Annotated in this window: 13 protein-coding genes; 7 read left to right on the forward strand and 6 right to left on the reverse strand. The window is 72.3% G+C overall.

Annotated features, from left to right (window positions below; all coding sequences use genetic code 11):
* The first annotated feature begins 5 nt into the window (after window positions 1-5).
* The 4 genes from AB0K18_RS19305 to AB0K18_RS19320 are packed head-to-tail and all read left to right on the forward strand — an operon-like array spanning window position 6 to window position 4,385.
* A complete protein-coding gene (locus tag AB0K18_RS19305) occupies window positions 6-1,082 on the forward strand; it encodes a substrate-binding domain-containing protein (RefSeq protein WP_364915646.1) in 1,077 nt (358 codons plus the stop codon).
* Window positions 1,083-1,134: 52 nt separating this feature from the next.
* Window positions 1,135-2,502, forward strand: a complete 1,368-nt coding sequence (locus AB0K18_RS19310) for an APC family permease (protein ID WP_364915648.1) — start codon at window positions 1,135-1,137, stop codon at window positions 2,500-2,502.
* A complete protein-coding gene (locus AB0K18_RS19315; protein WP_364915650.1) occupies window positions 2,499-3,503 on the forward strand; it encodes an acetamidase/formamidase family protein in 1,005 nt (334 codons plus the stop codon). The genes AB0K18_RS19310 and AB0K18_RS19315 overlap by 4 nt, the downstream gene beginning before the upstream one ends.
* A gap of 57 nt (window positions 3,504-3,560) precedes the next feature.
* Window positions 3,561-4,385 carry a trypsin-like serine protease gene (locus AB0K18_RS19320; protein ID WP_364915653.1) on the forward strand — a complete coding sequence of 275 codons (825 nt, stop codon included), beginning with the start codon at window positions 3,561-3,563 and terminating at the stop codon, window positions 4,383-4,385.
* On the opposite strand, the gene AB0K18_RS19325 is transcribed toward AB0K18_RS19320, so the two are convergent.
* Genes AB0K18_RS19325 through AB0K18_RS19335 form a run of 3 tightly spaced genes read right to left on the reverse strand, consistent with a single transcriptional unit; the run spans window position 4,382 to window position 6,533 of the window.
* On the reverse strand, window positions 4,382-5,269 hold the full coding sequence (locus AB0K18_RS19325) for a Gfo/Idh/MocA family oxidoreductase (protein ID WP_364915656.1): 888 nt from the start codon (window positions 5,267-5,269) through the stop codon (window positions 4,382-4,384). The two genes, AB0K18_RS19320 and AB0K18_RS19325, sit on opposite strands and share 4 nt — an antisense overlap.
* Window positions 5,266-6,177 carry an NAD-dependent epimerase/dehydratase family protein gene (locus AB0K18_RS19330; protein ID WP_364915659.1) on the reverse strand — a complete coding sequence of 304 codons (912 nt, stop codon included), beginning with the start codon at window positions 6,175-6,177 and terminating at the stop codon, window positions 5,266-5,268. The genes AB0K18_RS19325 and AB0K18_RS19330 overlap by 4 nt, the downstream gene beginning before the upstream one ends.
* Window positions 6,178-6,179: 2 nt before the next feature.
* Entirely contained in the window at window positions 6,180-6,533 is a 354-nt protein-coding gene (locus AB0K18_RS19335) for a YrdB family protein (RefSeq protein WP_364915662.1), read from the reverse strand.
* A gap of 114 nt (window positions 6,534-6,647) precedes the next feature.
* Between AB0K18_RS19335 and AB0K18_RS19340 the strand changes: the two genes are divergently transcribed.
* The 3 genes from AB0K18_RS19340 (at window position 6,648) to AB0K18_RS19350 (ending at window position 8,662) form a co-directional block, all read left to right on the forward strand.
* Window positions 6,648-7,352 (forward strand): TetR/AcrR family transcriptional regulator, encoded by a 705-nt coding sequence (locus AB0K18_RS19340; RefSeq protein WP_364915665.1) that lies wholly within the window; start codon window positions 6,648-6,650, stop codon window positions 7,350-7,352.
* Window positions 7,353-7,376: 24 nt separating this feature from the next.
* Entirely contained in the window at window positions 7,377-7,700 is a 324-nt protein-coding gene (locus AB0K18_RS19345) for a helix-turn-helix transcriptional regulator (RefSeq protein WP_345399206.1), read from the forward strand.
* Between the two features lie 98 nt (window positions 7,701-7,798).
* Window positions 7,799-8,662 (forward strand): hypothetical protein, encoded by an 864-nt coding sequence (locus tag AB0K18_RS19350; RefSeq protein WP_364915668.1) that lies wholly within the window; start codon window positions 7,799-7,801, stop codon window positions 8,660-8,662.
* Here AB0K18_RS19350 and AB0K18_RS19355 read toward each other — a convergent pair.
* From AB0K18_RS19355 to AB0K18_RS19365, 3 genes are read right to left on the reverse strand one after another with little or no spacing between them, the layout of a single operon-like run.
* A complete protein-coding gene (locus AB0K18_RS19355; protein ID WP_364915671.1) occupies window positions 8,643-9,239 on the reverse strand; it encodes a TetR/AcrR family transcriptional regulator in 597 nt (198 codons plus the stop codon). The genes AB0K18_RS19350 and AB0K18_RS19355 overlap by 20 nt on opposite strands.
* Before the next feature lie 10 nt (window positions 9,240-9,249).
* Entirely contained in the window at window positions 9,250-11,688 is a 2,439-nt protein-coding gene (locus AB0K18_RS19360) for a PEP/pyruvate-binding domain-containing protein (protein WP_364915674.1), read from the reverse strand.
* Window positions 11,685-13,061, reverse strand: coding sequence for an MDR family MFS transporter (locus tag AB0K18_RS19365; protein ID WP_364915677.1), 1,377 nt, complete (start codon window positions 13,059-13,061; stop codon window positions 11,685-11,687). The genes AB0K18_RS19360 and AB0K18_RS19365 overlap by 4 nt, the downstream gene beginning before the upstream one ends.
* Window positions 13,062-13,141: the final 80 nt, after the last annotated feature.

A 13,141-nucleotide genomic window follows, 5' to 3' on the forward strand; every position in this document is an offset into this window, starting at 1 on the left:
TCGGCGTGGCGGCGACGGTCGATCCTCTCGAAGCGCGGCTCCTCCCCTCCGACGCGATCAGGATCGCGCTGGTCGTCCCCGTGTCGGGGGTGCTCGGTCTGATGGGGCCCTGCGCGATCAACTGCGCGGTGCTGGCCGCCGAGGAGATCAACGGCAGGGGCGGCATGCTGGGCCGGCCGGTCGAGCTGGTGCTCATCGACGGCGGGCGGCCCGCGCCGCAGGTCGCGGGCGAGGTGGCCGGTCTCGTGCGGTCCGGCACGATCTCCGCCGTGGCCGGGGCGCACGCCAGCGACGTGCGGGTGGCGGTGGTGGCGGCGATCGCGGGGCGGGTGCCGTTCGTGTACGCGCCTCCGTACGAGGGCGGCGGCCGCACGCCCGGCGTCTACTTCCTGGGCGAGACCCCCGACAGGCAGCTCGTCCCCGGCATCGACCGGCTGACCGCCTCCCACGCCCGCCGCTGGTACCTGCTGGGCAACGACTACATCTGGCCGCGCCTGGTGCACGCCAGGGCGCGCGGGCGGCTGCGCGCGGCGGGCGCCACGGTGGTGGGCGAGAGCCTCGTCGCGTACGGGCAGGCCGTGCGCCGGCTGGACCGGGTGGCCGACGCCCGGCCTGACGCGATCCTGCTGACGCTGATCGGCAGCGACCTGGTGGCCTTCAACCGGGCGTACGCGGCGGCGGGACTGAGCGCGGTGCGGCTGTGCGGGGCGCTGGAGGAGCACGGCCTGCTGGGCATCGGCGGCGACGTCACGGGCGGCCTGTACGCCTCGATGGGCTACTTCCGCAACCTGCCCACGGAGGCCGGCCAGGGCTTCGCCGAACGCTACGCGGCCCGGTTCGGCGCGGACGCGCCGCTGCTCAACGCGCACGGCCACGGCTGCTACGAGGCGGTGGCGATGCTGGCGGCGCTGTGCGCGCGGGCCGGCTCGCTGGCGGTGCCCGCGCTGGACGCGGTGGCCGACGGCACCACGATCACCAGCGCGCGGGGCACGCTGACGCTGCTCGACCACCAGGTGCGCCACCCCGTCCACCTCGGCAGGGCCGACGGCCTTGATTTCTTTCTGGAGAAATCTTTTCAGTAGAAAGCTTTGGCTCTAAGGTGCCAATCGCCCCCTTAGCAGCTAGGAGCCGTACATGAGCACAGTCGAGCAGTTCGGCTACCGCCAGGAACTCCAGCGGTCCCTGGGTTTCGCCGACCTGATGATCTATGGCCTGATCTTCATGGTGCCGATCGCGCCCTTCGGCATCTTCGGCAACGTCTTCTCCATCTCGCACGGCATGGTGGCGCTGGCGTACGTCATCGGGCTCGTGGCGATGGCGTTCACCGCGCTGTCGTACGCGCAGATGGCCAGGGCGTTCCCGATGGCCGGCTCGGTCTACACCTACGCGGGGCGCGGCATCGCGGCCCCCGTCGGCTTCTTCGCCGGCTGGGCGATCCTGCTGGACTACGTGCTCGTGCCCTCGCTGCTCTATCTGGTGGCGAGCACGGCGATGAACTCGTTCGTCCCGGCCGTCCCCGTCTGGGCGTGGCTGGTGGCGTTCGTGCTGCTCAACACCGTCGTCAACTACCTGGGCATCCAGATGACGGCCAGGATCACCCGGATCATGCTGGTCGCCGAGCTGGCCGTGCTGGCGATCTTCCTGGTGGTCGGCGGCGTCGCACTGGCCCAGGGCAAGGCGCAGGCGGGCGCGCTCACCCCGCTCTTCGACTCCTCCTCCTTCACCTGGACCGTCGTGTTCGCCGCGGCGTCGGTGGCGGTGCTGTCGTTCCTCGGCTTCGACGGCATCTCGACGCTCGCCGAGGAGAACCGCGAGGACGCGCGCAGGCTCGGCCGTTCCATGGTCGCCGCGCTGGGCGTGGCCGCGGTGCTGTTCGTGGTGCAGACGTGGGTGGCCGCGCTGCTCACCCCGAACAGGGAGCAGCTGATCGCCGAAGGCGACCTCACCGGCAACGCCTTCTACGACACGGCGGCCTTCGCCGGCGGACCATGGCTGTCCGTGCTCACCGCCGTCGCCACCGCCATCGCCTGGGGCTTCGCCAACTCGCTGGTCGCCCAGGCCGCCACCTCGCGGCTGCTGTTCGCGATGGCCCGCGACCGGCAGCTGCCCGCGTTCCTGGCGAAGGTGCATCCCAAGCACAGGGTGCCGGTCAACGCGACGTTCGCGGTGGCCGCCGTGTCGGTCACGCTCGGCGTCTTCATGAGCCTGCGCGACAATGGCATCGGGGAGCTCGCCTCCCTGGTCAACTTCGGTGCGATGAGCGCGTTCCTGCTGCTCCACGTCGCCGTGGTCGTCCACTACATGATCAAGAAGCGCAGCCGGAACATCTGGGCGCACCTCATCGCGCCCGCGATCGGCTTCGCGGTGCTGGTGGCCGTCGTCATCAACCAGAACGTCGCCGCGCAGTGGGTCGGCGGCGTCTGGCTCGCGATCGGCCTGGTCGTCATCGGCGTCTCCTACGTGGTGGGACGCCGGCCCGAACTTCCCACGGAGGTCAAGTGAACGTCGTCTCCTACCACCCCGCGCCGGAAGAGCTGAGCTACACCTTCGGGGGGCGCGCGGCCGTCGGCAAGGTACGGCCGGGCACGATCCTGGAGATCTACACCGAGGACTGCTTCGGCGGCCGGGTGCGTACCGTGGACGACCTGCCGTCCCAGGTGTGCGAGTTCCCCTACCTCAACCCCGTGACGGGCCCCTTCCACGTCGAGGGCGCCGAGCCTGGCGACACGCTGGCACTGCACTTCGTCTCGATCACCCCGGCCAGGGACTGGGCGGTCTCCACCACGTTCCCGCACTTCGGCGCGCTGACCGCGACCCACACCACGGCCATGCTGCACCCGCCGCTGGAGGAGCGGGTCTGGCGCTACGACATCGACCTGGAGCGGAACGTGGCCGTCTACCACGCCCGCAACAGCGACTTCAGCGTGGACCTGCCGCTCGACCCCATGCACGGCACGGTCGGCGTGGCGCCGGGCGCGAACGAGGTCCGCATGTCGATCACCCCCGACGCCCACGGCGGCAACATGGACACTCCCGAGCTGCGCGCGGGCGTCACCGTCTACCTCGGCGTCAACGTGGAGGGCGGGCTGTTCTCCGTCGGCGACGGCCACGGCCTGCAGGGGCACGGCGAGGTGTGCGGCACCGCCGTGGAGTCGGCCATGAACACCGTGGTCGCGGTCGAGCTGATCAAGGGCGTCTCCACGCCGTGGCCGCGGCTGGAGGACGACCGGCACCTGATGTCCACCGGCTCGGCCCGGCCGCTGGAGGACGCCTACCGCATCAGCCAGCACGACCTCGTCACCTGGACCTCCGAGCTGACCGGGCTCGACACGCTCGACGCCTACCAGCTCGTCAGCCAGGCCGGGCAGGCGCCGGTCGGGAACGTCTGTGACACCAACTACACGATGGTCGCCAAACTGCCCAAGGCGTACCTCGGCCGGGCCTCCGTCCACGAGGACGTGCACGCCCGGCTGCGGGCCCTGGGTTCCGCGTACACAAGTTAGGGTAAACATTGATGTCGCAGGTCAGGGCACTGATCATCTTCCCCATAGGGTGTGAGGGTGCTCAGGTTGGTGCTGTCCCTCGTCCTGCTCGATCCAGCCGCCGTCACCGAGGTGTCCCAACGCGACGTTCCCGCTTCCACCGTCCTCACCCCCGACGGTGACCGCCTGGGCTACGCGCCGGTCCCGCGCCCCTACACGGGGGCGCGGCGGCTGACGGGGGTGCTGCTCGGCCGCGACCCCGTCGCCAAGACCGACGTGCTCTGCGGGGGGACGGTGATCGGCTCGCGCAGCCGCAGCCTGGTGCTGACGGCGGCGCACTGCCTCTACCGCGACGGGCGGCTGCTCGAACACCTCGCGTTCCTGCCGGGCTTCGATCGGGGGCGGCCGAAGCTGGGCGTCTGGCCGGTCGTGCGCACGTGGGTGCCGGCCAGGTGGCGCTCGCGGCCGTACTCGCCGGACCTGCTGCCGTACGACGTGGGGCTGGTCGGCGTCGCCCGCCGCGAGCGCCCGCTGGAGGCCGTCACCGGGCGCGGGCTGAAGGCGATGCCCACCGCGCGCGGCACCGAGCTGCGCGGCCTCGAACTGCTCGGCTACCCGGCGGGCAAGGGTTATCCGGGCACGACGCTGTACCGGTGCGTCGGCGACACCGTCGAGGCCGTGCGCAAGGGCCCGGGGCTGATGGTGACCCACAACTGCCACGCCACCGCGGGCGGCAGCGGCGGCCCCGCGCTGTACGGCGGCGCGATCGCGGGCGTGGTGTCCTCGTCGAGCCCGCTGCGCGACGCCGAGGGCTACACCGTGCTGACCCGGCTGGGCGGCAAGGTGTTCGGCCGCATGTTCGCGAGGGCCGACAGGACGATGCTCGCGCGTCCCACCGACTAGCCGGCGTGCTCGACGATCCGCTCGCAGAGGGCGTGGGTGGCCAGCGCGTCGCCCGCGTCGACGCGGCGCTCCTCGCGTACGGCGGCCAGGAACTCCAGGCAGATCTGCTCGATGCCGCGCTGCCTGGCCACCGGCACCCAGTCGGGCCTGCGGACGAGCCGCTCGCCGCCCTCGTAGTCGATCACGTCGCCCAGGTTGACCACTCGCCGCTTGGTGCCGTCGCCCATGACCTCGCAGGTCTCCTCGCTGGCGCCGCTCATCCTGTTCATGACGCCGATGGCGGTGAAGCCGTCGCCGGACAGCTCGAGCACGATGTGCTCGATGAGCCCGTCGTGGACGCGGGTCCTGATCGTGGTGTCGGTGACCTGGCCGGGCGCGAGGAACCTGAGCGTGTCGGCCACGTGGATGAAGTCGTCGAAGATCGCCCGGCGGGGGGTGTCGGGATGGTTGAGCCGGTTCTTCTCCATCAGCACCAGGCGGCGCGGATGGGCGACCAGCTCGGCGTAGCCGGGGGCGTGACGCCGGTTGAAGCCCACCATGAGCGACCTGTCCTCGTCCCTGGCCAGCCGGACCAGGCGCTCCGCGTCGGCCAGCGTGTAGGCGATGGGCTTGTCCACGTAGACGTGGACACCGGCGGCGAGCAGCGGCTCGACGATCTCCGGGTGCGCCTCGGTGGCCGCGTGCACGAACGCCGCCCGCACCCCCGCCTTGATCACCTCGTCCACGCCGGTGTAGCGGGCGGCGATGCGGTAGGCGTCGCCGAGCCGGTCGAGGCGGGCCTGGTTGCGGGTGCACAGGTGCAGGTCGAGTGCGGGCTGCGCGGCGAGCACGGGCAGGTAGGCCTTCTCCGCGATGTCGCCCAGCCCGATCATGGCAATCTTCACGCGTCGAGCGTAGCCTTGAGCGCCTCGTCGATCGGAGTAGGCGCGACGCCGAACGTCCGCTGGAAGGCCGACGAGTCCATCTCGAACGGCTTCGTGAACTGGTAGCGGACGTGCGCCAGCTCGCCGATCATGTACGAGAACGGCCCTGCCGCCCTGATCACCGGCCACGGGATCTGGAACATGCGCGGCGCCGGCCGGCCCAGCAGCGCGGCCATGCGCTCGCCCAGTTGCCGGAAGGTCAGCGGCTCCCCGCTCGGCACGTGCCAGGGGCGGCCCCAGGCCCGCTCGTCCGCGCCGGCCGTGATCAGCGCCTCCGCCACGTCCGGCAGGTACGACCACGTGTGCGGCACGTCGGCCGGCCACACCAGCGGGATCGTCCTGCCCGCGCGCAGCGGCTTGAGGAACCGGTCGCCCAGGTAGGACTGGTCGGTGGCACCGGGCCCGAAGAAGTCGGACGCGCGGACCTCGGTGGCCCTGATGCGGCCCGCCTCGTGCGCGGCCAGCGCGTCGTCCCACATCTTGGTGCGGACCCGGAACTTGGGGTCGGTGGAGGCGAGCGGCAGGCCCTCGGTCATGGGGCCGGTGACGGGCCCGTACGGGTAGAGGTTGCCGAGCAGCACGTAGACGGCGCCGGTGGCCTCGGCGGCGGCCAGGAACGCGGCGGCCATCGGCGGCCAGTCGATCGGCCAGCGGTCATAGCGGGGGTTGACGCAGTTGTAGAGGACGTCGGCGCCCTCGGTGAGCTCGGTGAGCCTGGCCTTGTCGGCCACGTCGGCGGCCACCTTGACCGCCCCGTCGGGGCCGCGGCCCGAGCGGGTCACGACGACGACCTCGTGGCCGCGGGAGAGGAGCTTCCTCGCCAGGTGCGTACCGACCTGGCCGGAGCCCACGACGACGTGCTTGCCCATGATCAGACCTCGTTCCAGATGAGGCGGAGAACCGCGTTGACGACGAAGAGTGCGAAGAAGACGAACGCCGAGGTGACCAGGCCCGAGGCGTAGAGCGCCAGGGCGCCGCCGCCGAACCAGAGGATCTCCAGCGCGGCGCGGGCCAGGCCGGTCAGCGGGTAGACGGCGTTCTCGCCGCCGCCCGCCCCGAACAACGCCCACGCGGCGATGAACAGCGCGGGCGCCCCGAGCCCGGCGAGGAGCTTCACGCCCCAGTTCGGGCTCAGGGTGAAGCCCCAGTAAGCGGCGGAGAACAGCACCCCCATCTCCAGGAGGAACATCAGGAGCATGTTGGCGTTCTTGGCGAGGGACAACATCGGGGGGCCTCCTAGGGCGGCGTTCTCTTACGAGAGCAATGCTCTCTCAAAAGAGCGCTTATAGTCAAGAGCAGTGCTCTCTTTTTTTGGCACCGCTCTGATAATCTGCTCGGCATGACCGCCAGCCGCACCGCAAGAGAACGCGTCAGGGCCGAGCTGACCAGAGAGATCACCGACATCGCACGGCGCAGGCTCGCCACCGAGGGAGCCGGCGGCTTGTCCCTGCGGGCCGTCGCCCGCGAGATGGGCATGGTGTCGTCGGCCATCTACCGCTATTTCCCGAGCCGCGATGACCTGCTCACCGCGCTGATCATCGACGGCTACAACGCGCTCGGCGAGGCCGTCGAGACCGGCGAGGCCGAGGTGGCCCGCGACGACCACCTCGGCCGCTGGCTGGCCGTCTGCCGCGCCGTCCGCGGCTGGGCCCTGGCCCACCCCCACGAGTTCGCGCTCATCTACGGCTCCCCCGTGCCCGGCTACCAGGCGCCGCAGGCCACGATCGAGGCCCGCGTACGCGACGTCGTCGTGCTGGGCCGCCTCGTGTCCGACGCCTGGCGGGCCGGCGCGATCCGGCCGCCATCCGACGGGGCGCCGCAGGAGCCGGCGCAGGAACTGGCGGGGGACGCCGCGACCATCCGCGAGCTGATGCCCGAGGTGCCCGACGCCGTGGTCTGGCGCGCGGTCACCGCCTGGAGCACGTTGTACGGCTGGGTCACGTTCGAGGTGTTCGGCCAGTTCGACAACACCATCGAGCACCGGGAGGCCGCCTTCGAGCACACCATGCGGCTGACGGCGGGCACCTTGGGACTTGCTCAGTGAGACTTACTAAGTTTTACTGAATACATGGCTCGCAGGACACAGGAGCTCGGCCGCTTCACGGACGTGGCGCTGCTGGTGCTCATCAGCCTCGCGGAGGGGCAGAAACACGGCTACCGGATGATCGGCGACATCGAGGAGTTCTCCGGCACCTCACTGGAGCCGGGCACGCTCTACGGCGCGCTGATGCGGCTGGAGGAGCGCGGCTGGATCGAGCCGGTCGCCTCGGCCGAGCGGCGCAAGCCGTACCGGATCACGCCAGGCGGCCGGGCCGCGCTCGGCGAGCAGCTCGCCACGCTGCGCCGCATCGAGCGGGCCGGCAGCACGCGCGTGGCGCTGGGGCCGGCATGACTCCTGCCCGCCCGCGTCCCCCGAGGCGGGGACGCTCCTCTTCGACGACCACGACCGGCGGAGGCGGCGTTCCTCCGCGCGGGGAAACGGGGGCCGGTGTGCTGCGGTGGCTGGCTGAGGCGGCGCTGCGTCTCTATCCGAAGGCATGGCGGGAGCGGTACGGCGACGAGGTGGGCGACCTGGTCGCCGCCCGGCCGGTACGCCCGCGCACAGTGGCGGATCTGCTGGCCGGAGCGGCCGACGCCTGGCTGCACCACCGGCGTATCCCCGGCGCGGGCCCGTTGCGCGTGCCGCTCGCGGTGTCGCTGGTCACGGGCGGCTTCCTGCTGTGGTTCCTGTGGCGGCCCGGCCTCGGCGACCTGTCCGGCGTGTGGGCGCGGGCGGCGGCCGCCGGCCCGATCGCCGGCCAGCTGCGCGGCACGGCGACGTCGCTCTTCGTCGCGGCGGGCGTGACGGCGCTGCTGTCGCTCTGGCAGCTCGGCTCCGCCGTCCGCGTCCACTCCTTCCACGATCAGGCGGCCAGGACCACCGCGCGGCGGATGCTGCGGACGGCGGGCCTGCTGGCCGTCCCCGTCGCGCTGGTGGTCGTCCTCCTGCTCGGGCAGTCTCTCGGGCAGTCTCTCGGGCCGCTGGGGACGGCGATCACGGGCGGGTTCTTCGTGCCGATCCTCATGGCGCTGGTGCTGCCGCTGCCGCTGATCGCCTCGGCCGTTCCGGCGTTCGGGCCCGCCGTGCTCGCCGCAGGCCGGTCGCTTGCCGTCGCCGCGCTGATGAACGGCCTCGCCTGGCTCGCCGTGGCCGTGCTGCTCGTGCTGGGCCAGGCGTCGCCGGCGTTCGTGACGCCGGTGGCGGCGGGCGCGCTGATCGGCGTCTCCATGACCGCTCTGGTGGCGGGCCGTACGCTCGCCAGGGGCAGGGCGGGCGCCGTGGACATGCCCTCGCTCAGCGGGACGACGGTTTGAGCAGCGGGACGAGCACCTCGTCCACGATCTGCACCACGAGGCCGTCGGGGAACGGCAGGCCCTCGAACAGGAAGTGGTGGCGCAGCAGGGCGTGACCGGCGTCGATGCGGCGCGGCGTGACGTCGGACGGGTCCACCTCGCCGCGCTCGATCGCCCGCTGCACCACCTCCTCCATCAGCCGCCGGCCCCTCCCTTGCGTGTTGCGCCGCATCGAGCCCAGCGGCGACTCGCCGCGCAGCGCCTCGCCGAGCAGCCCGCGCATCGCCTCGCCCGCCGGGCCCGACAGGGCGTTGGAGGTGGTGGTCAGCAGGGCCACCAGGTCGTCGCGCAGGTTGCCCGTGTCGGGCGCGGAGCCGGGCGACGGCAGCGACCGGTAGACCGCCTCCATCACCAGCTCGATGCGGCTGGGCCAGCGCCGGTAGAGCGAGGCCTTGCTGGCCCGCGCCCGCTCCGCGACCCCCTCCATGGTCAGCCCGGCGTAACCGACCTCGGACAGCTCGTCGAGCGTGGCCTGGAAGATCGCGGCGCTCAGGGCCTCGCCCCTGCGGCGCGGCTGTTTGCGGTGGTCGGTCACCATGGCAGGCATTCTAGGGAGCGGCCGTGACGGTGCCGGTGTCACCGTTGACGGTGACCAGCAGGCCGTCCTCCAGCACGGACGTGCCGCGTCCCGTGCCCATGACGGCCGGGATGCCGTACTCCCTGGCGACGATGGCGGCGTGCGAGGCGGCGCCGCCGGTGTCCACGACGACCGCCGCCGCGCGCTGGAACAGCGGCGTCCACGACGGGTTCGTGTAGGGGCAGACCAGCACGTCACCTGGCTCCAGCCGGCCGAACTCGGCGACGTTCGCGATCACCTTGACCGGTCCTGTGGCGGTGCCGCCGCCCGCCGCCGCGCCGGTCAGCAGCGCGGGGCCGGGGTCGGTGACGGGGTGGACGGCCGCCGGGTCGATGAGCCTCACCCCGGACAGCTCCTCCCGCCTGGCCGCCCGCCTCCTGGCCACGTCGCGCAGCCGGGCGGCGGCCGGGTCGTCGGTGCCGCGCAGCGACTCCAGCTCCTCCAGCCGCAGGTGGAAGACGTCATCGGGGCGGTCGAGCAGGCGTGCCTGCGCCAGCCTGCGGCCCATCTCCACCAGCGCCCTGCGCATGACCGGCGCCGGCATCATGAACGAGAAGTGGCTGTCCTCGCGGAAGACCATGCCCGCGCGGGCCGCCGCCACCCGGCGCGCCAGCCACCGGGGTCTCACCGGCGGCCCCGCCTGCTCCTCCCGTTCCTTGGGCGGTGCCGCCGCCAGCACCCGCACCAGGTCGAGCACCACCTCGGGGGCGTCGGCCCAGGTGGGCGGGGTGATGAGGATGGGGCTCGCGGTCTCGCGGTGGCCGTACTCGGCCATGAAGTCCGCCAGCTCGGCGGCGAACTCCGGGGCGAACTCCGGGGCGAACTCCGGGGCGAACTCCGCGGGCGGCCGCTCCGCCTCCAGCGCCCCCGTACGGCGAGCCGTCTCGGCCAGGCGTTCCAGCGCCCGGTTGGCGTCGGAGGTGCGGGTGGGCGCGCCGAGCAGCAGCTCGCCGAACATCTTCCTGCGGCCGAGCAGCGTCAGCCCCAGCATCAGCCGCAGCAGCGCGAGCCCGACGCCAGGCAGGTAGTCGATCCGCAGGTCGGCCACCGGGCCCACCAGGTCCATCGCCTGCCTGGGCACCCGCCGCAGCTCCTCCCACGGCAGTTCCTCGAGGTCGAGGGCGCGCAGCTTCTCGACGTCCTTCAGGTACGCCTGGAAGCGGGGGTCCTCGGTCCAGCGGGCGGGGTTGTACCTCCTGGCCTTGCGCAGCGCGCGGAACGGCGCCGTCAGCACCTTCCGCTCGAAGCCCGGCTTGACGGGAACGATCCGGTAGACGACGCCGTCCTCCTCCTTGAGCGCCTCGTGGATGAGGTTGCGGACGCCGTACGCGGCGAACACCTTGCTCATCTGCCCCGCCGGGCCGTTGGGCAGCCAGGAGGACATGTCCATCGGGTACGGCCGCTCGGGCAGGTACTCCATGAGGATCTCGGCCGTCCTGCGCCGTATCCCGTCGAGCGGCCCCACCGGAGGCGGCGGCAGCGCGGTCATGGGCCGGGCCTGGAGCAGGTGCAGCCGACCCGCCACGTGAGCCCACTCGATGTCCTGCGGCCGCCCGAACACCTCGGCCACCCGCCCCCCGAGCGTGGCCAGCTCCCGCAGCACCTCATCGGACAGCAACCCAGGGGTGCCCGGAACCGGCCCCCGCTCGGCCCGGGCACCCGGCCCACCGTGTCGCCCATCACCCTGCCCATCGCCCTGCGCACCGGCCCCCGCCGGGCTCTCGTGGACGACGCCGCCGCCTTCCGCGCTGCGGACCACGACCTCGCCGCGGCCCGGCATGAAGTCCACGACCTCGCCCGACGGCCGGAGCACATAGTGATCGGGGGTGACCAGCCCCGACACGACCGCCTCCCCCAGCCCCCGACCCGCGTCGACGACGAGTTGCGTGCGGTCGCCGGTGACCGGGTTCGCGGTGAACATCACCCCGGCCGTCTCCGCCTCCACCATCCGCTGCACGACGACCGCGATCCGCACCTCGGAGTCGTCCAGGCGCAGGCGGGCCCGGTAGGCGACGGCGCGGTCGGTCCAGAGGGAGGCCCAGCAGCGGCGTACCGCGTCGAGCAGCGCCTGCTCCCCGACCACGTTGAGGAAGGTGTCCTGCTGACCGGCGAACGCCGCACCCGGCAGGTCCTCGGCGGTCGCGCTCGACCGCACGGCCACCGGCCCGCCGCCGAGCCGCGCGTACGCATCGGTGACGGCCTCCCGCAGCTCGTCGGGGGGTTCGACGGTCTCGAAGTGCTCGCGGGTGTCACGACCGCGGGCGACCAGCTCGTACGCGTGCGTCGTGATCACGAACCCGTCGGGCACCGGAAGGCCGTGCCTGACGAGCTCGCCCAGGTTGGCGCCCTTGCCTCCGGCCATGGCCAGGTCGGCGCGCCCGAAGGCGTTCAGGGGTGCGACCAGTTTCACTGTCTCTCCTCGACGTAGGCGGTGGTGCGGAGCGGGCGCGCCGGCAGGGCCAGGGCCAGGAAGAACGCGACGACGAGCAGCGGCGCCATGGCCGCGAACACGGGCGGCACCGCGGCGGCGAACGTCTCGCGCATCCCTTCCGGCAGCGTGGCCGGGTTGCTCCCCGAAATGCCCGACCGCAGCGTGATCAGGGCGCCGACCAGCGCGACCCCGGCGGAGGCGCCGATCTGGCGCAGGAACGTGACCGACGAGGTGGCGGTGCCCAGGTCCTCGTACGGGACGGCGTTCTGGGCGGCCGTCACCATCACCTGCATGACGAGCCCCACCCCCAGCCCGGTCAGCGCCATCGCCGCCACGAGCCCGATCGGTGAGGCGCCGGCCAGCCCGATGAGCCCGAGCCCGGCCGCGGCGACGATCGTGCCCGCGACGGGGTAGGGCTTGTAGACGCCGGTCCTGGTGATGAGGCGGCCGGAGACGATGGTGGTGAGCAGCACGCCGGCCATGAGCGCGGTCACCATCAGCCCTGCGCGGGTGGCGCTCGTGTGCAGCGCGATCTGCGCGTACGCGGGAAGGTACGACGTCGCGCCGAACAACGCGAACCCGACGACGAAGCTGATCGCCACCGGCACCGCGAACGCCCGGTCCCTGAACAGCCGCAGCGGCAGGATCGGATCGGTCGCGTAGCGGGCGCTGAGCAGCCAGCCGGCCACGCCGGCCGCCGCCAGCCCGAGGTAGGCGGGGTTGCCGCTCTCCCCCAGCAGGACGACGCCCACGACGGCCACGCCCAGCGTGACGGCCCCCGCCACGTCGAGCGGCGCCCGGCCGACGGGCCTCGGCAGCTTCAGCGTGGCGGTCAGCACGATCAGCGCGAGCAGCCCCAGGGGCGGGTAGATGACGAAGATCCACCGCCAGCTCAGCTGGTCGATGAAGAACCCGCCGATCAGCGGGCCGCCCACGGCCGCCACCACGTACGCGGCGCCGATGAGCCCCAGGTAGCGCCCTCGCTCGCGCGGGCTCACCACCTCCCCGATGATCGCCTGCGCCCCGATCATCAACCCGCCACCGCCGATGCCCTGAACCGCCCGGAAGGCGATGAACTGCGGCATCGACGTGGCCAGCGCACACAGCACGGCCCCGGCGACGAAGATCACGATGGCTGCCTGCATGACCGGCTTGCGCCCGTACCGATCGCCGAGCTTGCCGTAGACCGGCATGACGACGGTCGCGGCCACCAGGTAAGCACTGACGACGGCCGACATCTGATCGAGCCCGCCCAGCCCGGCCGCCACGGCGGGCAGCGCCGGCGCCATGATCGTCTGATCGAGCGCGCCGAGCAGCATGCACAGCATCAGCCCCGACAGCACGAGCCCCATGGCCGCTCCTTTAGAGAACGTCTCGTTCTCTACCGAGCATAGAATCTACCCCAAAGAAACGCAACGTTCACTACTCGGTC

Origin of the sequence: Nonomuraea sp. NPDC049421 (genome assembly GCF_040677005.1) — a bacterium.
In the GTDB taxonomy this organism is placed as follows: domain Bacteria; phylum Actinomycetota; class Actinomycetes; order Streptosporangiales; family Streptosporangiaceae; genus Nonomuraea; species Nonomuraea salmonea.

Bases quoted from the DNA above. Each gene is read 5' to 3' on its own strand.
- AB0K18_RS19330 (WP_364915659.1), bottom strand. From the start codon at position 6,177: ATGGGCAAGCACGTCGTCGTGGGCTCCGGCCAGGTCGGTACGCACCTG.
- AB0K18_RS19335 (WP_364915662.1), bottom strand. From the start codon at position 6,533: ATGTTGTCCCTCGCCAAGAACGCCAACATGCTCCTGATGTTCCTCCTG.
- AB0K18_RS19340 (WP_364915665.1), top strand. From the start codon at position 6,648: ATGACCGCCAGCCGCACCGCAAGAGAACGCGTCAGGGCCGAGCTGACC.
- AB0K18_RS19365 (WP_364915677.1), bottom strand. From the start codon at position 13,061: ATGGGGCTCGTGCTGTCGGGGCTGATGCTGTGCATGCTGCTCGGCGCG.
- AB0K18_RS19345 (WP_345399206.1), top strand. From the start codon at position 7,377: ATGGCTCGCAGGACACAGGAGCTCGGCCGCTTCACGGACGTGGCGCTG.
- AB0K18_RS19310 (WP_364915648.1), top strand. From the start codon at position 1,135: ATGAGCACAGTCGAGCAGTTCGGCTACCGCCAGGAACTCCAGCGGTCC.
- AB0K18_RS19355 (WP_364915671.1), bottom strand. From the start codon at position 9,239: ATGGTGACCGACCACCGCAAACAGCCGCGCCGCAGGGGCGAGGCCCTG.